At 73.5% G+C, this 22305-nt stretch carries 22 protein-coding genes; 12 read left to right on the top strand and 10 right to left on the bottom strand.

What is annotated here, in order from left to right; all coding sequences use genetic code 11:
* Nucleotides 1–143: 143 nt before the first annotated feature.
* Together aceB and ABT127_RS06680 are read right to left on the bottom strand one after the other, a co-directional pair.
* Complete coding sequence (gene aceB, locus ABT127_RS06685) at nt 144–1766, bottom strand: malate synthase A (RefSeq protein WP_351445262.1); 1623 nt, start codon at nt 1764–1766, stop codon at nt 144–146.
* Nucleotides 1767–1965: 199 nt separating this feature from the next.
* A complete protein-coding gene (locus tag ABT127_RS06680; protein ID WP_351445260.1) occupies nt 1966–2568 on the bottom strand; it encodes a nucleotidyltransferase family protein in 603 nt (200 codons plus the stop codon).
* A 207-nt stretch (nt 2569–2775) separates the two neighbouring features.
* On the opposite strand from ABT127_RS06680, the gene ABT127_RS06675 reads away from it, so the two are divergent.
* A complete protein-coding gene (locus tag ABT127_RS06675; protein ID WP_351445258.1) occupies nt 2776–3096 on the top strand; it encodes a DUF5955 family protein in 321 nt (106 codons plus the stop codon).
* 5 nt (nt 3097–3101) lie between these two features.
* Here ABT127_RS06675 and yczR read toward each other — a convergent pair whose 3' ends face one another.
* Nucleotides 3102–4580 carry a MocR-like transcription factor YczR gene (yczR, locus tag ABT127_RS06670; protein ID WP_351445256.1) on the bottom strand — a complete coding sequence of 493 codons (1479 nt, stop codon included), beginning with the start codon at nt 4578–4580 and terminating at the stop codon, nt 3102–3104.
* A 100-nt stretch (nt 4581–4680) separates the two neighbouring features.
* Between yczR and ABT127_RS06665 the strand changes: the two genes are divergently transcribed.
* Nucleotides 4681–5184, top strand: a complete 504-nt coding sequence (locus ABT127_RS06665; protein WP_351445254.1) for a universal stress protein — start codon at nt 4681–4683, stop codon at nt 5182–5184.
* 14 nt (nt 5185–5198) lie between these two features.
* On the opposite strand, the gene ABT127_RS06660 is transcribed toward ABT127_RS06665, so the two are convergent.
* Nucleotides 5199–5825: a response regulator gene (locus ABT127_RS06660; RefSeq protein ID WP_351445252.1), complete on the bottom strand. Its 627-nt coding sequence runs from the start codon at nt 5823–5825 to the stop codon at nt 5199–5201.
* On the bottom strand, nt 5822–7015 hold the full coding sequence (locus ABT127_RS06655; protein WP_351445250.1) for a sensor histidine kinase: 1194 nt from the start codon (nt 7013–7015) through the stop codon (nt 5822–5824). Before ABT127_RS06655 ends, ABT127_RS06660 begins: the two co-directional genes overlap by 4 nt.
* A gap of 136 nt (nt 7016–7151) precedes the next feature.
* Between ABT127_RS06655 and ABT127_RS06650 the strand changes: the two genes are divergently transcribed.
* Together ABT127_RS06650 and ABT127_RS06645 are read left to right on the top strand one after the other, a co-directional pair.
* A complete protein-coding gene (locus ABT127_RS06650) occupies nt 7152–8213 on the top strand; it encodes an ABC transporter permease (RefSeq protein ID WP_351445248.1) in 1062 nt (353 codons plus the stop codon).
* Nucleotides 8210–8905 carry an ABC transporter ATP-binding protein gene (locus ABT127_RS06645; RefSeq protein WP_351445246.1) on the top strand — a complete coding sequence of 232 codons (696 nt, stop codon included), beginning with the start codon at nt 8210–8212 and terminating at the stop codon, nt 8903–8905. The genes ABT127_RS06650 and ABT127_RS06645 overlap by 4 nt, the downstream gene beginning before the upstream one ends.
* 208 nt (nt 8906–9113) lie before the next feature.
* Here ABT127_RS06645 and ABT127_RS06640 read toward each other — a convergent pair whose 3' ends face one another.
* Nucleotides 9114–9914, bottom strand: coding sequence for an IclR family transcriptional regulator (locus ABT127_RS06640; RefSeq protein WP_351445244.1), 801 nt, complete (start codon nt 9912–9914; stop codon nt 9114–9116).
* Between the two features lie 214 nt (nt 9915–10128).
* Between ABT127_RS06640 and allB the strand changes: the two genes are divergently transcribed.
* On the top strand, nt 10129–11484 hold the full coding sequence (allB, locus tag ABT127_RS06635; protein WP_351445242.1) for an allantoinase AllB: 1356 nt from the start codon (nt 10129–10131) through the stop codon (nt 11482–11484).
* A 5-nt stretch (nt 11485–11489) separates the two neighbouring features.
* The gene (alc, locus tag ABT127_RS06630; RefSeq protein ID WP_351445240.1) at nt 11490–12617 is read left to right on the top strand and encodes an allantoicase; all 1128 of its coding nucleotides are present in this window, start codon (nt 11490–11492) and stop codon (nt 12615–12617) included.
* 39 nt (nt 12618–12656) lie between these two features.
* On the opposite strand, the gene ABT127_RS06625 is transcribed toward alc, so the two are convergent.
* The gene (locus ABT127_RS06625; protein ID WP_351445238.1) at nt 12657–13388 is read right to left on the bottom strand and encodes an SDR family oxidoreductase; all 732 of its coding nucleotides are present in this window, start codon (nt 13386–13388) and stop codon (nt 12657–12659) included.
* 204 nt (nt 13389–13592) lie between these two features.
* Between ABT127_RS06625 and ABT127_RS06620 the strand changes: the two genes are divergently transcribed.
* Nucleotides 13593–14498: a DMT family transporter gene (locus ABT127_RS06620; protein ID WP_351445236.1), complete on the top strand. Its 906-nt coding sequence runs from the start codon at nt 13593–13595 to the stop codon at nt 14496–14498.
* A 63-nt stretch (nt 14499–14561) separates the two neighbouring features.
* The gene (locus ABT127_RS06615) at nt 14562–14984 is read left to right on the top strand and encodes a ribonuclease (protein WP_351445235.1); all 423 of its coding nucleotides are present in this window, start codon (nt 14562–14564) and stop codon (nt 14982–14984) included.
* A gap of 15 nt (nt 14985–14999) precedes the next feature.
* Here the strand turns inward: ABT127_RS06615 and ABT127_RS06610 are convergent, their stop codons facing one another.
* Complete coding sequence (locus ABT127_RS06610; RefSeq protein WP_351445233.1) at nt 15000–15218, bottom strand: hypothetical protein; 219 nt, start codon at nt 15216–15218, stop codon at nt 15000–15002.
* A gap of 188 nt (nt 15219–15406) precedes the next feature.
* Between ABT127_RS06610 and ABT127_RS06605 the strand changes: the two genes are divergently transcribed.
* From ABT127_RS06605 to ABT127_RS06590, 4 genes are all read left to right on the top strand, one after another.
* The gene (locus ABT127_RS06605) at nt 15407–16675 is read left to right on the top strand and encodes a sensor histidine kinase (RefSeq protein WP_351445435.1); all 1269 of its coding nucleotides are present in this window, start codon (nt 15407–15409) and stop codon (nt 16673–16675) included.
* A 40-nt stretch (nt 16676–16715) separates the two neighbouring features.
* Nucleotides 16716–17381, top strand: coding sequence for a response regulator (locus tag ABT127_RS06600; RefSeq protein ID WP_351445231.1), 666 nt, complete (start codon nt 16716–16718; stop codon nt 17379–17381).
* A gap of 77 nt (nt 17382–17458) precedes the next feature.
* Nucleotides 17459–18688 (top strand): ROK family transcriptional regulator, encoded by a 1230-nt coding sequence (locus ABT127_RS06595; RefSeq protein WP_351445229.1) that lies wholly within the window; start codon nt 17459–17461, stop codon nt 18686–18688.
* 26 nt (nt 18689–18714) lie between these two features.
* A complete protein-coding gene (locus tag ABT127_RS06590; RefSeq protein WP_351445227.1) occupies nt 18715–19908 on the top strand; it encodes a cytochrome P450 family protein in 1194 nt (397 codons plus the stop codon).
* A 111-nt stretch (nt 19909–20019) separates the two neighbouring features.
* Here the strand turns inward: ABT127_RS06590 and ABT127_RS06585 are convergent, their stop codons facing one another.
* Both ABT127_RS06585 and ABT127_RS06580 read right to left on the bottom strand, forming a co-directional pair.
* Nucleotides 20020–21048, bottom strand: coding sequence for an AF_0692 family protein (locus ABT127_RS06585; RefSeq protein WP_351445225.1), 1029 nt, complete (start codon nt 21046–21048; stop codon nt 20020–20022).
* A 141-nt stretch (nt 21049–21189) separates the two neighbouring features.
* Complete coding sequence (locus ABT127_RS06580) at nt 21190–22197, bottom strand: Gfo/Idh/MocA family protein (protein ID WP_351445223.1); 1008 nt, start codon at nt 22195–22197, stop codon at nt 21190–21192.
* Nucleotides 22198–22305: the final 108 nt, after the last annotated feature.

Genomic DNA, 22305 nt, shown 5'->3' with positions numbered 1-22305 from the left:
GCTGGTCGCGCAGTTCCCCGCGCCCCTGAGGCATGCGCTGCGCGCAGCCTCCCCCTGACACCCTGACGCCCCTGGGTGAGCGAAGCTCGCCTCAGGGGCGCGGGGAACTGTGTGACCGGCCGTGCTCGGCCGGACTCGGCGTGTCAGCCGAGCTGCTCGTAGGCCGGGAGGGTCAGGAAGTCGGCGTAGTCGGCGTCCAGGGAGACCTGGAGCAGCAGGTCGTGGGCCTGCTGCCACTTGCCGGCCGCGAAGGCCTCCTCGCCGATCTCGGCCTTGATGTTCGCCAGTTCCTCGGCGGCGACCGTGCGGGCCAGGTCGGCGGTGACGGTCCGACCGTCGTCGAAGACGACCCCCGCGTTGATCCACTGCCAGATCTGCGAGCGCGAGATCTCGGCGGTGGCCGCGTCCTCCATGAGGTTGAAGATCGCGACGGCGCCGAGGCCGCGCAGCCAGGCCTCGATGTAGCGGATGCCGACCTGGACGGCGTTGACCAGGCCGTCGTAGGTGGGCCGGGCGTCGAGCGAGTCGATGGCGATCAGGTCACCGGCGGCGACGGAGACGTCCTCGCGCAGGCGCTCCTTCTGGTTCGGCTTCTCCCCGAGGACCTTGTCGAAGGACTCCATGGCGATCGGCACGAGGTCCGGGTGCGCGACCCAGGAACCGTCGAACCCGTCACCGGCCTCGCGGTCCTTGTCGGCGCGGACCTTCTCGAAGGCCACCTTGTTGACCTCGGCGTCCTTGCGGGACGGGATGAAGGCCGCCATGCCGCCGATCGCGTGCGCGCCGCGCTTGTGGCACGTACGGACGAGGAGTTCGGTGTACGCCCGCATGAAGGGGGCCGTCATCGTCACCAGGTTGCGGTCCGGGAGGACGAACTTCTGGCCGCCGTCACGGAAGTTCTTGACGATGGAGAAGAGGTAGTCCCAGCGGCCCGCGTTCAGGCCGGAGGCGTGGTCGCGCAGCTCGTAGAGGATCTCCTCCATCTCGTACGCGGCCGTGATCGTCTCGATGAGGACGGTGGCGCGGACGGTGCCCTGCGGGATGCCGACGTAGTCCTGGGCGAAGACGAAGATCTCGTTCCAGAGGCGGGCCTCCAGGTACGACTCCGTCTTCGGGAGGTAGAAGTACGGGCCCTTGCCGAGCTCGATGAGGCGCTTGGCGTTGTGGAAGAAGTAGAGGCCGAAGTCGACCAGGGCGCCCGGGACGGCCTTGCCGTCGGCGTCGACGAGGTGGCGCTCGTTCAGGTGCCAGCCGCGCGGGCGCATGACGACCGTGGCGAGCTCGTCGGCGGACTTCAGCGCGTACGACTTGCCGGTGCGCTCGTCGGTGAAGTCGATCGAGCGGTTGTAGGCGGAGGTCAGGTTCAGCTGACCCCCGATGACGTTCTCCCAGGTCGGCGCCGACGCGTCCTCGAAGTCGGCGAGCCAGACCCTGGCGCCCGAGTTCAGCGCGTTGATCGTCATCTTGCGGTCGGTGGGGCCGGTGATCTCGACACGGCGGTCGTTCAGCGCGGCCGGGGCCTCGGCGACCTTCCAGGTGTCGTCCTCGCGGATCGAGGCGGTCTCCGGGCGGAAGTCGAGCGTGGAGGTGCGGGCGATCTCGGCGCGGCGCTCGGCGCGGCGGGCGAGGAGCTCGTCACGCCGGGGCGTGAACAGCCGGTGCAGCTCGGCCACGAAGGCGAGGGCCGCGTCGGTGAGCACCTCGTCCTGCCGGGGCAGGGGCGCGGCGTCGACGATGGCCAGCGGGGACGGCGCTGGTGCGGACATGAACTGTCACTTCCTTCAGCGAGCGGGCGCGGGCGTCGGCACGGGGTGCCGGGCGCGCCTGGGTACGGCTGCTGGCCCCGCTTCGGGGGACCTGCCCTTCTGATCAGTGGATACTAGTTTCCTCATTGTGGAAGTTCAATGGTTTGTTGATGTCGAGATTCTCTGAGTCGACAGACCGTGGCGCTGAGTGCCACCCCCTTCACCGAAGGTGCCGGAGGTCGGCCTCCGTGTCGATGTCGTACGCCTCGGCGATGTCCCCGCACTCCACCAGTTCCACCGCCGCCGCGTGCTCCTTGAGATAGGCGCGTGCCCCGCGGTCGCCGCTCGCACTCGCGGCGATCCCGGCCCAGTGGTCACGGCCGAAGAGCACCGGATGCCCGCGCTCACCGTCGTACGCGGCCGCCACCAGGGACGCGGGCGAGCGGAACGCCTCCCGGACCCGGGCCACCGCGGCGGCCCCGATGCCCGGCTGGTCGACGAGCAGGACGAGGGCGGCCGCCGCGTCCGTCGCGGTGAGCGATGCGAGGCCCGCCCGCAGCGACGACCCCATGCCGTCCGCCCACCCGGGGTTGTCGACCAGCGCGCACCCGTCGAGCACGGCCCGCTCCCGCACATCGGCTGCCGCCGCCCCGAGTACCACGTGCAGCGGCCCGCATCCCCCCGCGCGCAGGGTCTGTACGGCGTGCTCCACCAGAGGGCGGCCGTCCTTGGTCAGCAGGGCCTTCGGGCGGCCGCCGAGCCGGCGCCCGCCCCCGGCCGCGAGCAGCAGTCCCGCGACCGGACCCGTGTCTTTCGTCGTCATGATCCCTGCATACCGCACACCGACGCCGTCGGCGGCTCCGGCCCGCGGCGCGGATCGGCTCGCACGGGTGAAGTTGTCTTACACAACGGACTGGCGCGGGCGGGCCCCGTGGCGTTAACTGGTCGGCCACACAACCGAGTTGCACGACTGACCACCGTGGAGCGCGGGACAGCGGGAGACGCACAATGAGGTGCGAGGGGGAGTGCTGTGTTGCGGAGCATGGAGCAGAGAGTTGTGACGGGCAGCGACGAGGATCCGCGGGTGGCGGAGCTGCGCACGGCCGTGTCCCGGCTGCGTCGTGAACTCGCCGCGCATCCGGTCGAGTTCGCCGACCGGGGGATCGCCGAGGACGAGCTCGCGGCGCTCGACGCCATGGCGGGCGGCGGCCGGCCCGAGGTCCCGCGGCTGCGCCGGTCGCTGCTGCTGGTCGCGGGGGCGATCGGCTCGGTGAGCGCGCTGTCCGGGGCGCTGTCCCAAGTGCGCGGCGCCGTAGAGCTGTTCGGCACCGCGCCGCCGTCGGGGAACTGAGGGGCTCACGCCACCCAGTGCGGCCGTCCAGGCTCGTCGCCCGCGCCGCCGAGCCCGCCGGACCACTGGTCGGCGGCCGCCGCGATCCGGCGCACCGCCTCGTCGAGCACGTCCACCGGCTGTGTGTAGGGGAAACGCAGCCGGTGCTCGAACGTCCCGGGGTCCGCGCCGAACCGTGACCCGCCCTCGATCCGCACCCCGCGCCGCAGCGCGGCCCGGGACAGCGCGGAGGCGACGGGGCGGCCCAGGTCGACCCAGAGCGACATCCCGCCGGGCGGCAACGCCCACCGCCAGGAAGGGAACTCGCGCGCCAGCGCGGCCGCCAGATGGTCGCGCTGCGCGCGCAGCACCGGCAGCCGGCGGCGCAGCACCTCGGCCTCGCGGTCGATGAGCCGCCCCGCGACCAGCTGATCGAGCACCGATCCCGACATGTCGGCGGTCACCCGCAACGCCGTCAGCTCGGTGATCAGCCGGGTGCCCGCGCGCACCCAGCCCACCCGCAGCCCGCTCCAGTGACCCTTGCTCAACGAGCCGACGGTGACGATCTGCTCGCCGCCGCCCGCCCCGGCCAGCGACGCGAACGGCGGGGGCGTCGGGGTGTCGAGCCCGATGTCCGCGACCGTCTCGTCCACGACCAGCCAGGTGCCGGTGGCCCGCGCGGCGGCGATCACCTGCTGTCGCTGCCCGGCCGGCATCAGGCGGCCCGTCGGGTTCTGGAAGTCCGGGATGAGGTACCCGAGCCGGGGCGCCGCCTGCCGCAGCGTCGCGCCGAACAGGTCGGTGTCCCAGCCGTCCTCGGTCACCGGCACGGGTGCGGTCCGCAGACCGAGGCGCCGGATCACGGACAGGGCGTTGGCGTAGGACGGGTTCTCGACCGCGATCCGGTCGCCGGGCCTGCCCAGGAGCGTGAGCGTGAGCGAGACGGCCTGCTGGGCGCCGCTCGTGACCAGGATCTGGTCCGGCAGCGTCGGCAGTCCGCGCCGTGTGTAGCGGTCGGCGATCGCGGCCCGCAGCTCCGGCAGGCCGAACGGGTGGTAGCCCGGGGTCGCCGCGTGCCGTGCCACGTCCGGCGCCGCCTCGGCGTAGGCGGCCGTCAGCTCCTCGGCCACCGCACCCGGCGCCGCGATCGCCAGGTCGATCACCCCGTCCCCGGCGGCCAAAGCGGGGACACCGGTCGGCCGCGCGCCGTCCGGCAGCTCCGTCCAGGTCCCCGAGCCGCGCCTGCTGTGCGCGTAGCCGCTCTCCCGCAGCAGGTCGTAGGCGGCCGTGACGGTGGCCCGGCTGACCCCGAGCGCCGCCGCGAACTCGCGCTCCGCGGGCAGCCGGGTGCGCAGCGGGATCCGCCCGTCGAGCAGCAGTGTCCGTACGCCCTGCGCGAGCGCGCGGTAGCCGGGGCGCCGCCCGGCCGTGCTTCCGGCCACCAGCTCGGCGAGCCGGCGGCTGCCGAGACTGTCCATGGTGCGGACCACTCCTCCATCTGCCATGCCACATCTCCGATATTGGCCCTGCTGTCCAGGCCAATCAGCGTACAGACTCGGGAGGTGGCCGAGGAGAAGTGGCCTGGGCGTGCGGAGGAGGCGTGCGATGTACGACGACGGATTCAGGGCCGGCCGCGTGGTGGTCGGGGTGAGCGGCTCCCCGGCGAGCCTCGCCGCCGTGCGCTCCGCGGTGGGCCAGGCCCGCGGATCGGGCCGCGCGCTGGTCGCCGTCGTGGCCTGGGAGCCGCCCGAGGGGGAGAAGCTCTACTCCCGCTGGCCCGACCGTGCCTGGGCCCGCCACTGGCACGCCGAGGCCCGCGCCACCCTGGCCCGCGCCATCGAGGAGGCGGTGGGAGGCCTGCCGCCCGACCTGGACGTGACCCTCCGGGTGGTGCGGGGGCGTCCCGGGCCGGTGCTGGTCGGCCTGGCCGCCGGCCCGGACGACCTCCTGGTGATCGGCGGCCACCGGGGCCCGGTGCACCGGTACACCCGTCGGCACGCCTGGTGCCCGATCCTGACGGTCCCGCTCCGCAAGGTCCCCCGAGCCGAACTGAGGGCGCTCCTGCGCCCCGCCAAAGGCGCGGGGAACTGCGCGACCGGCCACAGCTGACCCGCGCACACGCCCTAGCGGGGCCGGACCAGACCCCTGCTGATGGCGGCGGCCACCGCCGAGGTGCGCGAGTCCACGCCCAGCTTGGCGTACACGTGGACCAGGTGGGACTTCACGGTGGCCTGGCTCAGGAACAACTGACGGGCGATCTCGGCGTTCGACAGCCCGTCCCGCACCAGCTGCAACACCTCCAGCTCCCGCTTGCTCAGCGACTCCGCGGGCGCCCGCATCCGGTCCATCAGACGGAGCGCCACGGCCGGGGCCAGCGCGGAGCGCCCCGCGGCGGCGGTCCGCACGGCCGCCGCCAGCTCCTCCGGCGGCGCGTCCTTCAGCAGATACCCGGAGGCCCCGGCCTCCACCGCCGCCAGGATGTCCGCGTCGGTGTCGTACGTGGTGAGCACCAGCACCCGCGGCCCGCCGTCGGCCGCCGCGATCAGCGCCGTCGCCTCCGCTCCGTGCATCCCGGGCCCGAACTGCAGGTCCATCAGCACCACGTCGACCCGCTCCGAAGCGGCCAGCGCCACCGCCCGCTCGGCGGACGCCGCCTCCGCGACGATCTCGAAGTCGGGCTCCGCGTCGAGGACGGCCCGCAGCCCGGCCCGCACGACGGGATGGTCGTCGGCGAGCAGCAGCCGGATCACGCGGAACTCCCGGCGGACAGCGGCAGCGGCAGGGTGACGGCGACGGCCGTCCCCTGGCCGGGCGCCGACTCGACGGTGAACGTGCCGCCGAGCGCCCGCACCCGCGCCCGCATCGCGGGCAGCCCGAAGCCGCCCTCGCCGCCGTCGCCCGTGACGGCCCGCTCCGGGTCGAATCCGTCGCCGTCGTCCACCACGTCCAGGGCCACCGAGGTCTCCATGAAGCTGAGGGTGATCTCCGCGCGGCGCGCGTGCGCGTGCCGCACCGTGTTGCCGAGTGCCGACTGGGCGATCCGCAGCAGCGCCACCTCGTACGGGGTGGGGAGCGCGAGCGGGGTGCCGCTCGTCGTGAAGCGGGCACTGACGCCGGGGGCGGTCGCGCAGAGCCGTTCCAGGGCGCCGGCCAGCGAGCCGTGGTCGAGGTCGGGCGGGCTGAGCGCCCGTACGAAACGGCGCGCCTCGGCCAGATTGTCCTGGGCGGTCGCCCTGGCCTGCTCGATGTGGTCGGCGGCGGGGGAGTCCACGGGCAGGTCGCGCCCGGCCGCGCGCAGCAGCAGCTGGATCGAGGACAGGCCCTGCGCGAGGGTGTCGTGGATCTCGCGGGCGAGCCGTTCGCGCTCGGCGAGGGTGCCCGCGGTGCGCTCGGCGGCGGCGAGTTCGGCGCGGGTCGCGATCAGCTCCTCGATGAGCCGCCGCCTGCTCTCGCTCTCCCGGTACAGGGCCTGGTAGCCGAGCACGGTCGCGACGGCGACGGCGGCGCCGATCAGCGGCCCTATGAACGCGCCCGCGTTGAGCGGAGCGCCATGGCCGACGTACGAGGCGATGGCCGCGCCCGCCGCCACCGCCACGGCCGGCACGCCCCAGCGGGCGGGCAGCAGATGGACGAGGAGGAAGTAGAGGGGGAAGGCCAGCCACAGACCGTCGGGGGAGAGGACGAGCAGCACCGCCCACACCGCGCCGAGCACGGTGAGCCAGCAGGCGGCGCCCGCGCGGGTCGAGCGGACGGCCGGGATCAGCGGCCCGGCCGCGTAGACGGCGCCCATCGCCGCGGCCACCGTCACCACCGCGGCCGCCGGCTCGTCCGTCCGCCCGGTCAGCGCACGCACGACGACGAGGGCGAGCAGCCCCGCCGTGAGCAGGTGCAGACACAGGCGCAGGACGCGCAGGGCGGGGGTGAGCGAGCGTGGATCCATACCGTTCACCAGCGTACGGAGGCAATCCCTCGAAGCGGTCAACCGAAAGGTTGAAAGGCGGCTGCGTCCTTCGATTCGGGTGAAGTGTGCTGTGGCGCGATGCCCGGGCGGGCCGCCGGGCCGCACTGTGGACGGCATGTTCGTCGCATGGAGAGACCTACGGTTCGCCCGGGGCAGGTTCGCCCTGATGGGCGCCGTGATCGTACTGATCACCCTGCTGGTGGGGCTGTTGTCGGGGCTGACCGCCGGGCTCGCGCGGGACAACACGTCCGCGCTGACAGGGCTGCCGGCCGACCACATCGCGTTCGCGCGGCCCGCCGACGGCCAGTCGGTGTCCTTCACCGGCTCGGCCGTCACCGAGAAGCAGTGGCGGGACCTGGCCGCGCGGCCGGGCGTGCGCGGCGCCGAGCCCATCGGCATCCGCACGCTCAATGCGGAGGCGGGCAGCAGGACCGCCGCGGTCTCCGCGTTCGGGGTGCGGCCCGGCTCGGGACTCGCGCCCGACGCCACCGCGCCCGGAACCGCCGTCCTGTCGCAGAAGGCCGCACGGGAGCTCGGGGTGCGCACCGGCGGCACGATCGCGCTCGGCGCCGGGAAGCTCACCGTTTCCGCCGTCTCCGGCGACGCCTCGTACAGCCACACGCCCGTCGTCTGGGCCGACCTCGCCGACTGGCAGCGGCTCACCCGCTCCGGCGGCGCCACGGTCGTCGCCCTGTCCACCGCGCCGGACGCCGATCTCGCCGCCGCCGACCGGGCCGCCGGGACCGACACCACCACCGTCGACGGCGCCCTCGAAGCCATAGGGTCCTACCAGGCCGAGAACGGTTCGCTGCAACTGATGCGCGGCTTCCTCTTCGTCATCTCGGCGCTCGTCATCGGCGCGTTCTTCACCGTCTGGACCATCCAGCGCAGCGGCGACATCGCCGTGCTGAAGGCGCTGGGCTCGTCCACCGGGCACCTGCTGCGGGACGCGCTCGGCCAGGCCGTCGTCATGCTGGTCGGCGGCACCGCACTCGGTACCGGGCTCGCCGCCCTCATCGGGGCGTTCGTGCCGGACAGCGTGCCGTTCGTGATGGAGCCGCTGACCACGATCGGCCCGGCCGTCGTGATGACCGTCCTCGGTGCCGTCGGCGCCGCCCTGTCCGTCCGGCGGATCACCGCCGTCGATCCCCTCACCGCGCTCGGAAGTGCCCGATGACCCTGCTGCTCGACGACATCACGCTGACGTATCCGGACGGGGACGGGCGGCTGACCGCCCTGGACCGGGTGAACCTGGAAGTTCCCGCGGGCGGGCTCACGGCCGTCGTCGGGCCGTCGGGGTCCGGCAAGTCCAGCCTGCTCGCCGTGGCGGCGACGCTCGTCACCCCGGACAGCGGGCGCGTCCTCGTCGACGGGGCCGAGGCGACCGGGCTCGGCCGCGCGGCCGCCGCCGAACTGCGGCGCCGGGCCGTCGGGATCGTCTTCCAGCAGCCGAACCTGCTGCCGTCGCTCACCGCGCTGGAGCAGCTTCGGGTGATGGCCCACCTCGGCGGGCGGCGCGAGCGTGGCGGGGTGCGGGCGCGGGCCGGGGAGCTGCTGGAGGCGGTGGGGTTGGGCGCACAGGCCCACCGGCGGCCGCATCAGCTGTCCGGCGGGCAGCGGCAGCGGGTCAATATCGCGCGGGCCCTCATGAACGAGCCGAAGGTCCTCCTCGTCGACGAGCCGACCAGCGCGCTAGATCATGAACGGGGGGCCGAGGTGTTGGAGCTTTTGGCCGGGCTCACCCGGGCGCGGGGGGTCGCGACGGTGCTGGTCACTCACGACCGGGGGCATCTGGGCGTCGCCGACCGGGTCGTCGAGATGGTGGACGGCCGCCTGGCCTCTGCCGAGAGCAGAACCGTGGTCGGCTGACGGCCGGCGGGGGCTGGTCGCGCAGTTCCCCGCGCCCCTGGGTGGTACTTCGTCCGCGGCCCGGTGGGGCTTCTCGCGCAGTTCCCCGCGCCCCTGAAGCGAGCTCCGCTCGCTCAGGGGAGGCTGCGCGGAGCGCATGCCTCAGGGGCGCGGGGAACTGCGCGACCAGCCACGACGTGAGCCGCGCCCGGCGACGAGATCCGAACCCCTACGACGCGTTCCCGGAACTGGCCAGCGCCGCCGACAGCTCCCGCGCCACCTGCTGCAGCACCGGCACGATCTTCTCCGTCGCGGCCTCGGTGACGCGCCCCGCAGGCCCCGAGATGGAGATGGCCGCAGCCGTGGGCGAATCGGGCACGGACACGGCAAGACACCGCACCCCGATCTCCTGCTCGTTGTCGTCGACGGCGTACCCGACCTGCCGCACCTCCTCCAGCGCGTCCAGGAAACCGTCCGGCGTGGTGATCGTCTTCTCGGTCGCGGCGGGCATCCCGGTCCGCCCGAGAAGCGCGCGCACCTCGTCCGCCGGGGTGTACGCGAGCAGCGCCTTGCCCACGCCGGTCGAGTGCGGCAGCACCCGCCGCCCGACCTCGGTGAACATCCGCATGGAGTGCTTCGACGGCACCTGGGCGACGTACACGATCTCGTCCCCGTCGAGCAGCGCCATGTTCGCCGTCTCGCCGGTCTCCTCCACGAGGCGGGCCAGATACGGCCGCGCCCACGTGCCGAGCAGCCGGGACGCCGACTCGCCGAGCCGGATCAGTCGCGGGCCGAGCGCGTACCGGCGGTTGGGCTGCTGACGTACGTAACCGCAGGCGACCAGCGTGCGCATCAGCCGGTGGATCGTCGGCAGGGGCAGGCCGCTGCTCGCGGAGAGTTCGCTCAGGCCCACCTCGCCGCCGGCGTCGGCCATCCGCTCCAGGAGGTCGAAGGCGCGCTCCAGGGACTGGACACCGCCGCTGGGTGTGGTCTTTGCGGTGTCGGTGGTGCTGGCGTCGGACGTCGGCACGGCGCGTTCCTTTCGAGGACAAGCAGGCGATGGTGCAGCCTACCGACCGATTCCCGGCCGGTGATCTCTTGACCTCGAAGTTCGTCGGTAGCTACGTTCTGCCTACCGGAATCATAATTTCACTTTGTGGAAACGTCTAGAGCCTTGACGGTTCCCGAAGTCGGAGTGAAAACTCCTTCAACAGAACGTTGAACTCATGTACGGGAGGTCCAGGGTGTCGGACGTCGAAGTCGAACTGGTGCTGCGCTCGACCCGCGTCATCACCCCCGACGGTACGCGGCCCGCGTCGGTCGCCGTGGCCCAGGGGAAGATCGCCGCGGTGCTCGCGCACGACGCGGAGGTACCGGCGGGCGCCAGGATCGAGGACTTCGGCGACGACGTGCTGCTGCCCGGCATCGTCGACACCCACGTCCACGTGAACGACCCGGGGCGCACCGAGTGGGAGGGCTTCTGGACCGCGACCCGCGCGGCCGCGGCCGGCGGCATCACCACGCTCGTCGACATGCCGCTCAACTCCCTGCCGCCGACGACGACCGTCGACAACCTCCGTACGAAGAAGGAGGTCGCGGCGAGCAAGGCGCACATCGACGTCGGCTTCTGGGGCGGCGCGCTGCCCGACAACGTCAAGGACCTGCGCCCGCTGCACGACGCCGGAGTCTTCGGCTTCAAGTGCTTCCTGTCGCCCTCCGGCGTGGACGAGTTCCCGCACCTGAACGGCGAGCAGCTCACCGCCTCCATGGCCGAGATCGCCGGCTTCGGCGGCCTGCTCATCGTGCACGCCGAGGACCCCCACGAGCTGGATGTCGCCCCGCACAACAGCGGCCCGAAGTACGACGACTACCTCGCCACCCGTCCCCGGGTCTCCGAGGATGTCGCGATCAAGGGGCTCATCGACACCGCGAAGCGGATCGGCGCCCGCATCCACATCCTGCACCTGTCCTCGTCCGACGCGCTGCCGCTGATCGCCGCCGCCAAGGCCGAGGGCGTCAAGGTCACCGTCGAGACCTGTCCGCACTACCTCACGCTCACCGCGGAGGAAGTCCCGGACGGCGCCAGCGAGTTCAAGTGCTGCCCGCCCATCCGTGAGGCCGCCAACCAGGACCTGCTGTGGCAGGCGCTCGCCGACGGCACGATCGACTGCATCGTCACCGACCACTCGCCGTCCACCGCCGACCTGAAGACCGACGACTTCGCCACCGCGTGGGGCGGGATCTCCGGACTCCAGCTCAGCCTGTCGGCCATCTGGACCGCGGCCCGCTCGCGCGGCCACTCCCTGGAGGACGTGGTCCGCTGGATGTCCGAGCGGACCTCGGCCCTCGTCGGCCTCGACGACCGCAAGGGCGCCATCGCCGCCGGTCGCGACGCCGACTTCGCCGTCCTCGCCCCCGAGGAGACGTTCACCGTCGACCCGGCGGAACTCCAGCACCGCAACCGCGTCACCGCGTACGCGGGCAAGACGCTGCACGGCGTAGTGAAGTCGACCTGGCTGCGCGGCGAACGCATCGTCGCCGACGGCGAGTTCACCGCCCCGCAGGGCAAGCTGCTCGTGCGCGACGAAAGGAACAAGTGACCACCATGTCCGCGAACTCCGGGATACCCAGCTTCACCGGCGACGCCAGCCCCTACGGCGGCGGCGACCCGTACGCCGACTACCGCACCGCGGACTTCCCGTTCACCCGCTTCGTCGACCTCGCCGCGCGAGCCCTCGGCGCCGGAGTGATCGCCGCCAACGACGAGTTCTTCGCCCAGCGCGAGAACCTGCTCGTGCCCGGTCGCGCCGAGTTCGACCCGGAGCACTTCGGCCACAAGGGCAAGGTCATGGACGGCTGGGAGACCCGCCGTCGCCGCGGCACGGGCGCCGACCACCCGTGGCCCACCGCCGACGACCACGACTGGGCGCTCGTCCGGCTCGGCGCGCCCGGCGTGATCCGCGGCATCGTCGTCGACACCGCCCACTTCCGCGGCAACTACCCGCAGGCGGTCAGCGTTGAGGCCACCTCCGTCGCGGGCGCGCCCACCCCGGAGGAACTGCTCGCCGACGACGTGAAGTGGACGACGCTCGTACCGCGTACGGCCGTCGGCGGCCACGCGGCGAACGGGTTCGCCGTCGACGCCGAGCAGCGCTTCACGCATCTGCGCGTCAACCAGCACCCCGACGGCGGCATCGCCCGCCTGCGCGTCTACGGCGAGGTCGTGCCGGACCCGAAGTGGCTCGCCACGCTCGGCACGTTCGACGTCGTCGCCCTCGCCAACGGCGGCCGCGCCGAGGACGCCTCGAACCTCTTCTACTCGCCCGCCTCCAACACCATCCAGCCGGGCTACTCCCGCAAGATGGACGACGGCTGGGAGACCCGGCGCCGCCGCGACCAGGGCAACGACTGGATCCGCTACCAGCTCGCCGCCCAGTCCGAGATCCGCGCCCTGGAGATCGACACGGCCTACCTCAAGGGCAACAGCGCCGGCTGGGCCTCCGTCGCGGTCAAGGACGGCGAGGAGGGCGAGTGGACCGAGGTCCTGCCCCGCACCCGCCTCCAGCCCGACACCAACCACCGCTTCGTGCTCGACGCCCCGGCGGTCGGCACGCACGCGCGGATCGACATCTACCCGGACGGCGGCATCTCCCGGCTGCGCCTCTTCGGCTCGCTGACCGAGCAGGGCACCGACCGGCTCGCCGCACGGCACGCCGAGTCGGGCGCGCAGTAGCGAGGTGCGGGGCGCCGATGCGCCCCGCACACCCGCCCGTCACGCGGCGTGCCCGCCGTCCACCGCCAGCTCAGCGCCGGTGACGTACGCCGCCGCCGGGCCCGCCAAGTAGGCGACGGCGCCCGCCACTTCGTCCACCGTGCCGAAGCGGCCGAGCGCCGTCATCCCGGCCTGCCCGTCCGCGTGCGGCCCGTCCGCCGGGTTCATGTCGGTGTCGATCGGGCCCGGGTGCACGATGTTCGCGGTGATGCCGCGCCCACCGAGTTCCCGGGCCAGCGCCTTCGTCAGGCCGATCAGCGCCGACTTGCTCATCGCGTACAGCGTCCCGCCGGGGCCCGGCACCCGCTGCGTCATGCAGGTGCCGATCGTGATGACGCGGCCGCCCTCGCCGAGCACCCGGGCCGCGGCCCGGGTGGTGAGGAAGACGCCGCGGGTGTTCACGGCGAGCACCCGGTCCACGTCCTCCGGCGCGAGGCCCTCCAGCGGGCCGAGCACCCCCACGCCCACGTTGTTGACGAGCACGTCGAGCCGCCCGAACCGGTCCGCCGTGACGGCCACGGCGTCGGCCGCCTCCCGCGCGTCACCGGAGTCCGCCCGCAGCGCGAGGCCGCGCCGGCCCAGCGCCTCGATCCGGCGGACGACCTCCTCGGCCGCCTCCTTGCCCCGCGCGTAGGTGACGGCCACGTCGAATCCGTCCGCGGCCAGCCGCACCGCCGTCGCCGCGCCGATCCCGCGCGAGCCGCCGGTCACCAGAGCCACCTTGCCGTTCATGTCCGCCTCCGTAGCGAGCTGTTGTCGTGCGTCGAGTACAGCCGCGTACGGCGACGAAAGCTGGCGGCAAACGGACGCCGAATCACCGGCGGACCGGCCCCGGCGCGCGACCTCTAGCCACCGTGATCACGCCCTGGATACGGTGAGCGCCCCCTCGCGCGAGCCACCGACGTCTCCGCACGGACCCGCCCTCCCGGAGACCCCTTGAGCAGCATCGCCCTGCCCGCGCCCCGCCCCCGCGCCTGGCTCACCGACGTCCCCGTGCTCGCCGTCGCCGTCGTCTGGGGCGCCAGCTACCTCGCCGCCAAGGGCGTCACCACCCAGTCGACCGTGCTCGCCGTCCTCGTCCTGCGCTTCGGCATCGTGCTGCCCGTCCTCGCGGGCGCGGGCCTGCGGGCGCTGCGCGCGTTGAGCCCCGCCCAGTGGCGCGGAGCCGCAGTGCTCGGCCTGATCCTCAGCGGGATCTTCCTCCTGGAGACGTACGGGGTCGTCCACACCTCGGCGACCAACGCGGGCCTCATCATCAGCCTCACCATGATCTTCACGCCGCTCGCGGAGTCCGCGCTCACCAGGACCCGGCCGTCCCGTACGTTCCTGGCGGCGGCCGGCACCTCCGTCCTGGGCGTCGTCCTGCTCACCCAGGGCGGCGGTTTCTCGTCACCCTCGGCCGGTGATCTGCTGATGCTCCTCGCGGCCCTCGCCCGCACCGTGCACGTCCTCGCCATGGCCCGCATGCGCGCCGTGCGGGGCGCCGACGCGCTGCCACTGACGACGGTCCAACTCGGCACCGCCGTCGTGGTGTTCGCCCTGCTCTGCGCGGTCCCCGGTACCGGCGCCGCACCCTGGGACGCGGCGGCCGCCTTCGAGCCCGCCGACTGGGCCGGGCTGCTGTTCCTGTCCGTCTGCTGCACGCTGTTCGCGTTCTTCGTGCAGATGTGGGCCGTTCGCCGTACCTCCCCCTCCCGCGTGAGCCTGCTGCTCGGCACCGAACCCCTCTGGGCGGCCGCCGTCGGAATCACCCTGGGCGGGGAGAAGCTGGGCGTTGCGGGTGTCGTGGGAGCGGTCCTCGTCCTGGCCGGAACCGGATGGGGCCGCCGCTCCGCAGGTTAACGGCCGGAAAACATGCGGCAGTTGGGATTGACGCGCGTAGTGCTACGCGCGTCAATTGAACGCATGAAGACCCCACGCTTCCTCAGTGCCGCGGCCGTTGCCGCCGCCCTCCTCATCGGTGGCCCCGCCGCCGTCGCCGCCCAGGCCGCCCCCACCGTCGCCTCGGCCCCCGCCCAGCTGTCCCCGCTGTCCGCGGCCGCGGTCGGGGACATCTGCTACTCCGCCCTGCCCTCCCAGGCGCACGACACCCTGGACCTGATCGAGGCGGGCGGCCCGTTCCCGTACTCACAGGACGGGGTCGTGTTCCAGAACCGCGAGGGCGTCCTGCCGTCGCAGTCCACCGGCTACTACCACGAGTACACGGTCATCACCCCGGGCTCGTCCGACCGCGGCGCGCGCCGCATCGTCACCGGTGAGGCGAGCCAGGAGGACTACTACACGGCCGACCACTACGCCTCGTTCGACCTGGTCGACCACTCCTGCTGATCCACTGACCCGGACCTAGGGCTCCTTCCGGCTGTCGGCGGCCGCGAACAGGGCGATCGCGAGCACCACCAGCGCGATGCTCCCGTACACCTCGCGGCCGTCGAGGAAGGGGATCCGGCCGATCAGGCCCCAGTCGAGCCGGCCCGTGAACGCGTGGACCAGCCCGATGGCGCCCTGGACCAGGGCGAGGGTCCCGGCGATGCCCAGCACCGTCCGTACCTGCTTGTCGTTCATGCCGGGAACTCTCGCCCCGCGGACCCTCCACGCACATCGGCCGCGGGGCGGGACCGGCTTGCCACAAGTCGTCGAACGGCCCGGCGGCCCGCGACCAAAGTCCCCGGCCGACCGACTTTGGTCCCCCTGCCACCGTACGAAGCGGTGCCCGCCGCCCATCGTGCGTAGATTTGTCGACCATGGAGGCCATGCAGGACCAGCAGACGCCGGCGAACGCGGGACCGGCGGACGAGCCGTCGCCGCGGTGGCGGCGCTGGCTGCCCTCGGCCGTCGCCGACGAGCTCGACCTCGACCCCGACGGCCGCCCCGGCCGCAGACGCCGCACCGCCCGCGACTGGATCGTCGACTTCGGCTGCTTCCTGGCCGCCGTCTTCATCGGCGTGCTCGGGGCCGAGCAGGTCTGGGACGACCCGCACACCCCGATGGCCCTGGCCTGGATCGACCAGGCGTTCGGCGCGCTCGCGTGCGCCGCCGTCTGGCTGCGCAGACGCTGGCCCCTCGGCCTCGCCCTCGCGATGCTCCCGGTCGGCTTCCTGTCCAACAGCGCGGGCGGCGCCTCCATGATCGCGCTGTTCACGCTCGCCGTGCACCGCCCGTTCCGGTACATCGCCTGGGTCGCGGGCGCCAATCTCGTGCTCGTCCCGTTCTTCTTCTGGCTGCGGCCCGAGCCCGACACCTCGTGGGCCGCGGCCGTCACGTTCACCGTGATCATCACGATCGCCGTGGTCGGCTGGGGCATGTTCGTCCGCTCCCGGCGCCAGCTGCTGATGTCGCTGCGGGACCGGGCGGTGCGCGCCGAGAACGAGGCGGTCCTGCGCGCCGAGAACGCCCAGCGGCTGGCCCGCGAGGCCATCGCCCGCGAGATGCACGACGTCCTCGCCCACCGGCTCACCCTGCTCAGCGTGCACGCGGGCGCCCTGGAGTTCCGGCCCGACGCGCCCCGGCCGGAGATCGCCCGCGCCGCCGGCGTCATCCGGGAGAGTGCCCACGAGGCGCTGCAGGACCTCCGCGAGATCATCGGCGTGCTGCGGGCCGCCGACCACGCGGAGGAGTCGGGCCGCCCGCAGCCCACCCTCGTCGCCCTCGACACCCTGGTCGCGGAGTCCCGCGAGGCCGGCATGGCCGTGACGCTCGACAACCGCGTCCCCGACCCCAAGGACGTCCCCGCGTCCACCGGCCGCACCGCCTACCGCATCGCCCAGGAGGGCCTGACCAACGCCCGCAAGCACGCCCCCGGCGCCGAGGTCGCCGTCACGGTCACCGGCGCCGCGGGCGACGGCCTCACCATCGCCGTCCGCAATCCCGCGCCGCCCGGCGACGTACCGCACGTGCCCGGCTCGGGACAGGGCCTGATCGGACTGACCGAGCGGGCGACCCTCGCCGGCGGCCGGCTCGACCACGGACCGGCCGCCGACGGCGGCTTCCTGCTGCGGGCCTGGCTGCCGTGGAGCGGCTGACCCGGCCGCGCACCGGGGGCGCGTGACTACGGTGGGAGCCATGAACGCGATCCGCTTGCTGCTCGTCGACGACGATCCCCTGGTCCGCTCGGGCCTGCGGTTCATGCTGGGCGGCGCCGACGACGTCGAGATCGTCGGAGAGGCGGCCGACGGCGAGGAGGCGCTGACCCGCGCCGCCGCGCTCCGGCCCGACGTCGTCCTGATGGACATCCGCATGCCGGTCCTCGACGGACTCGCCGCCACCGAGCGGCTGCGGGCCCGCGAGGACGCCCCCGAGGTCGTCGTCCTCACCACGTTCCACGCCGACGAGCAGGTGCTGCGGGCGCTGCGCGCGGGCGCCGCCGGTTTCGTGCTCAAGGACGCCTCGCCCGCGGACATCCTCGGCGCCGTGCGCAGCGTCGCGGGCGGTGACCCGGTCCTGTCGCCCGCCGTGACCCGCCAGCTGATGACGCACGCCGCCGCCTCCGGGCGCGAGGCGCGCACGGCCGGGGCCCGCGCCCGCGTCGGCGAACTCGCCGAGCGGGAAAGGGAGGTGGCGCTCGAGGTGGGCCGCGGCAAGTCCAACGCGCAGATCGCCGCGACCCTTTACATGAGCGTGCCCACCGTCAAGACCCACGTCTCACGGGTCATGACCAAGCTCGATCTCAACAACCGTGTACAGATCGCGCTGCTCGTCCACGACGCGGGGCTGCTGGACGAAGCCTGAACCGGGCCGCGGCCGGGGTAAATTCACACCGTGATCGACGAGCTGGGTGCTGTCGGGTGAAGGGGCGGGAGCCAGGGATGCCAGGACCACGTCGGCGTACGGTGCGCGATCTGCGCCGCAACAACCGGGCGACCGTGCTGAGCAAGCTCTACTTCGAGGGACCTCTCAGCAGACAGGAACTGGTCCCGCTGACCGGCCTCAGCTCGGGCTCCATCAGCAACGTGGTCTCCGAACTGGTCGCCGAGGGCCTGGTCGAGGAGGCCGGGTCCGTGGACTCCGACGGCGGCCGCCCGCGCACCCTGCTGCGGGTCGCGCCCGGCAGCGGCCACCTGGCGGGCGTGGACGTCGGCGAGACCCGGGTCCGGGTGGAGCTGTTCGACCTCTCCCTCAAGGAACTCGCGCGCGTGGAGGCGCCACTGCCGGACGGACGCTACGACGCCGAGGGCGTGGTGTCGCTCATCGCGGACGGGCTGACCCGGGTCATCGCCGAGGCGGGCGCCGCCCCGGCCTCGCTCATCGGCGTCGGGATCGGCGTGCCCGGCATCGTCGACGCCTCGGGAGCCGAGGGCGCGGTGGTGCACGGCCAGACCATCGGCTGGGACGCGGTCCCGCTGGAGGCCATGCTGCGCGCACAGGGCGAACTCCTCGCCGAACTGCCCCTGTTCGTCGACAACGGCGCCAAGACGCTCGGCCGCGCCGAGATGTGGTTCGGCGCCGGCCGCGGCGCGCGCAACGCCGTGATCACCCTCATCGGCTCCGGCGTCGGCGCCTGCGTCATCGCCGACGGCGTGCCCTACCAGGGCTCCTCGTCCAGCGCGGGGGAGTGGGGCCACACCGTGCTCCAGGTCGGCGGGCGGGCGTGCCGGTGCGGCGCGCGCGGCTGCCTGGAGGCGTACGTCGGCGCGGAGGCGCTGCTCGAACGGTGGCGGGAGACCGGCGGCAGCTGGTCGTCCCCGGACGAGGAGGGCGCGCTCGCCGAACTCCTCGAAGACCCCTCCGCCGATGGCGTCCTGGACGAGACGGCCGAGTTCCTCGGCGCGGGCATCGCCGACCTCGTGAACCTCTTCAACCCCGAGCGGATCGTCGTCGGCGGCTGGGCGGGCCTGCTGCTCGGCCCGCGCCTGATCGAACCCGTGCGCCGCGCCGCCGCCGCGTACGCCCTGCGGCATCCCTTCGCGCAGACCACCGTGGAGCTGGGCCGGCTCGGCCCGGACGCCGTCACCGTCGGCGCGGCGACGCTGCCGCTCGCCCGGTTCCTGGAGAAGGGCGGCACCCGTCGGGAACCGATCGTGAGCGGCGCGAGTTGAACTGATGTCGACCGGAGGGGAGCGGCATGGGTGAGATCGTCGATCTGAACGAGTTCAACGAGCGCGCGGACGGCGGCCGTGCGGGGTTCTACGCCGACCCGTACCCCGTCTACGAGAAGCTGCGGGCCCGTGGCCCGGTCCACCACGTGCGCACGCCGGGCCCCGGTCCGGCCGAGGAGCTGTGGCTGATCGTCGGGCACCAGGCGGCGCGCGCCGCGTTCACCGATCCGCGCCTGGTCAAGACGCCGCCGTGGGACATGGCGGACGACCTCATCGGCCCGCACCTGCTGTTCGCCGACCCGCCGGAGCACGGCAGGCTGCGCTCGCTCGTCACCCGCGAGTTCACCCCCGGCCGGGTGGCGGCGCTGGCCCCGCGCATCCAGAAGATCACCGACGAACTGCTCGACGACATGGTGCCGCGCGGCTCCGCCGACCTGATCGCGTCGCTCGCCTTCCCGCTTCCCCTCGTCGTCATCTGCGAGCTGCTCGGCGTGCCCGACATCGACCGCGGCCGGTTCCGCCGGATGTCGACGCAGGTGGTGGCGCCGACCTCCGACGAGGAGGCGTACGCCGCCCACGTCGAGATCGCCGGATTCCTGGACGAGCTGATCGAGGACAAGCGCTGCGCGGCGCCCGCCGACGACCTCCTGAGCGCGCTGATCCGCACGACGGCGGAGGACGGCGACCGGCTGTCCCCGGCGGAGCTGCGCGGCATGGCCTTCCTGCTGCTCGTGGCCGGCCACGAGACCACGGTCAATCTGATCGGCAACGGCGTCCGCGCCCTGCTCGGCCACCCCGACCAACTCGCCGCGCTGCGCGCCGACATGACCCTCCTCGACGGCGCCGTGGAGGAGATGCTGCGCTACGACGGCCCGGTCGAGACGACCACCCACCGCTTCGCGGCCGAGCCGATCGAGATCGGCGGCAGGGTGATCCCCGCGGGCGACCCCGTCCTGATCGCGATCGGCGACGCGGACCGCGACCCGGACCGCTTCCCCGACCCCGGCCGCTTCGACATCCGCCGCGCGCCGCGCGGGCATCTCGCCTTCGGGCACGGCATCCACTTCTGCCTGGGCGCGCCGCTCGCCCGCCTGGAGGGCCGGATCGCCCTGCGCTCCCTCCTCGACCGCTGCCCGGACCTGGCCCTGGACGGCGAACCGGACGGCTGGCTGCCGGGACTGCTGATGCGCGGGGTTCGTACACTGCGGGTGCGCTGGTAGCGGCCGTGCCACGCGCACCGCTGCCCGTGCCCCTGGAGCCGGACATCCGGCCCGACCGCCATCGACGATGCCGGGCGCGAGAGGTGTGTGCGGTGGCGCAGGGGACGGTGCTCACCGTGTAGCCACCGGGACACCGTGGTGCGGCTCCGCCACCGCGCGCCGGCGCAGGGTGCGGGCCGCGAGGGCGAGCAGCAGCAGCGCCCCGCAGGCGAACACGACATTGCCGGACACGCTCAGGGTGTGCGGCACCCCCATCTCCCAGCCGTGCTCGAAGCCCACCCAGGCATAGGTGAGCAGCGCCCCGCCCCCCAGTGCGAGCCGGTGCCGGGCGTCCCAGCCGCGGCCACGCGCCCAGCGGCCGAACAGCACCACGGCCCCGCCCGCGAGCAGGCACCACGCGCCGACCAGCACCCAGGCGGGCACGGCTTCGTCGGGCAGCAGGTCGCGGGCCCAGTACGCGCCGGACACGGCGAACGCCGTGACGCCCACCGTCAGCGGCGCGGGCGCGTCCGCGTCCCGGCGCGGCCCCGGCCGCCGCCCGACGACGAAGGCGAGCACGATCAGCGCGGCGATCGCGGCCCCGGCCCCCGCGAACTGCCCGGCCGACGCGACGAAGTGCTCCGACTCTGCCTGCGCGTATCCCAGGAAGGCGGCGCCCGCCCCGAACACCAGCGCGGTCGTCGTGAGCCCGAAGCCGCCCAGCCACGGTCGCGTACGGTCCCGGCAGAACGTCTCCACGAGTGCGATCGGGACGCAGATGCTCCAGACGGTGTGCATCGCCAGGACGTCCTGGAGCAACTGGACGCTGGTACCGAGCAGCGGCACGTGGGTCGCGGAGTAGGCGGCCCCGATGTCGAAGCCGCCGTAGTGCGGGTTCCACAGCATCTGGTCGACGGGCCCCTCCTCGACCAGGGCGTACGCGGCCGCGAGCACGATCATCGTCGGCCAGCCGCGCCCGGCGCGCCGCGCGACCTCCCGGATCAGCAGCGCGCCGCCGCCGTACAGGGGAGCGAACAGCACGAGCCCGGGCAGCTGGGTGATCGGCTGGTTCCCCAGCAGGAACTCACCGACGAGCGGCGCCAGCAGGAACAGCCCGAACGCGAACAGCAGCCGATGCCGGGGAAGGGGTTGACCGGTCATGCTTCGACGCTAGGCGGGCCGATCGGCACCCACATCGGCCGAAGGTCCAGCGCCCTGCGACTTTCGTACCCGCCGGGCGTCAGGGGCGCGGGGAACCGCGCGACCAGCCACCCACCCACGCGCACCCGGCACGGGAGTCCCTCACCGCCCCCCGGCGATCTCGTCGACCCGCACCACGCGCCGCTCGCGCCGTGACACCTCACAGGCCTCCGCCACCCGGAGCGCGGCCAGCGCCTCCCACCCGTCGCACGGATTGTCCCGGGCCCCGCGCACCACATCCACGAACGCCTTCAGCTCCGCCTCGTACGCGGGTGCGAACCGCTCGAGGAAGCCCGGCCAGGGCTTGTCCGCGGCAGGCGGCCCCGACGGCTCGGTCGACGCGATGGGCGTGCGGTCGTCGAGCCCGACCACGACCGTGTCCCGCTCGCCGGACAGCTCCATCCGCACGTCGTACCCGGCCCCGTTGCACCGCGTGGCCGTGGCGGTGGCGAGGGTGCCGTCGTCCAGCGTGAGGACGACCGCCGCGGTGTCCACGTCACCGGCCTCCCGGAACATGGCGGGCCCCGCGTCGGACCCGGCCGCGTACACCTCGACGACCTCCCGCCCGGTCACCCAGCGCAGCGCGTCGAAGTCGTGCACGAGGCAGTCCCGGTACAGCCCGCCCGACAGCGGCAGATACGCGGCCGGCGGCGGCGCCGGGTCGGAGGTCATCGCCCGTACGGTGTGCAGCCGCCCGAGCCGGCCCGCCCGCACGGTCTCCCGGGCGTTTGCGTAACCGGCGTCGAAGCGTCGCTGGAAGCCGAGCTGGAGCACCGTCCCGGCCGCCTCCACCTCGGCGAGGGCGGCCAGCGTCCCGGGCAGGTCGAGCGCGATCGGCTTCTCGCAGAAGACCGGCAGACCGGCCCGTGCCGCCCGCCCGATCAGCTCGGCGTGCGCCGCCGTCGCCGCGGTGATGACCAGCGCGTCGACGCCCCAGGTGAACAGCTCGTCGACGCTCGGCGCCGCCGTCGCCCCGATCCGGTCGGCGAGGGCGACGGCCCGCTCCGGCGCCACGTCGGTGACGAGGAGTGAACCCACCTCCCGGTACCGCTCGAGGACGCCCGCGTGAAAGGTGCCGATCCGGCCCGTACCGATGAGTCCGATGCGCATGCGTCCCAACGTGCCGTGCCGCCCAGATGCTGTCAATCCTTTGTCCTGACAAAGCCCGGTGGGGCGGGTGCGGCACGTGCGCCCCTCTTTGTCCGGACAACCGGACTT

The organism is Streptomyces sp. NPDC001904 (assembly GCF_040297005.1).
Lineage (GTDB): Bacteria > Actinomycetota > Actinomycetes > Streptomycetales > Streptomycetaceae > Streptomyces.
The sequence above is the reverse complement of the archived record's forward strand: the minus strand, read 5'-3'. Positions and strand labels throughout refer to the sequence as shown.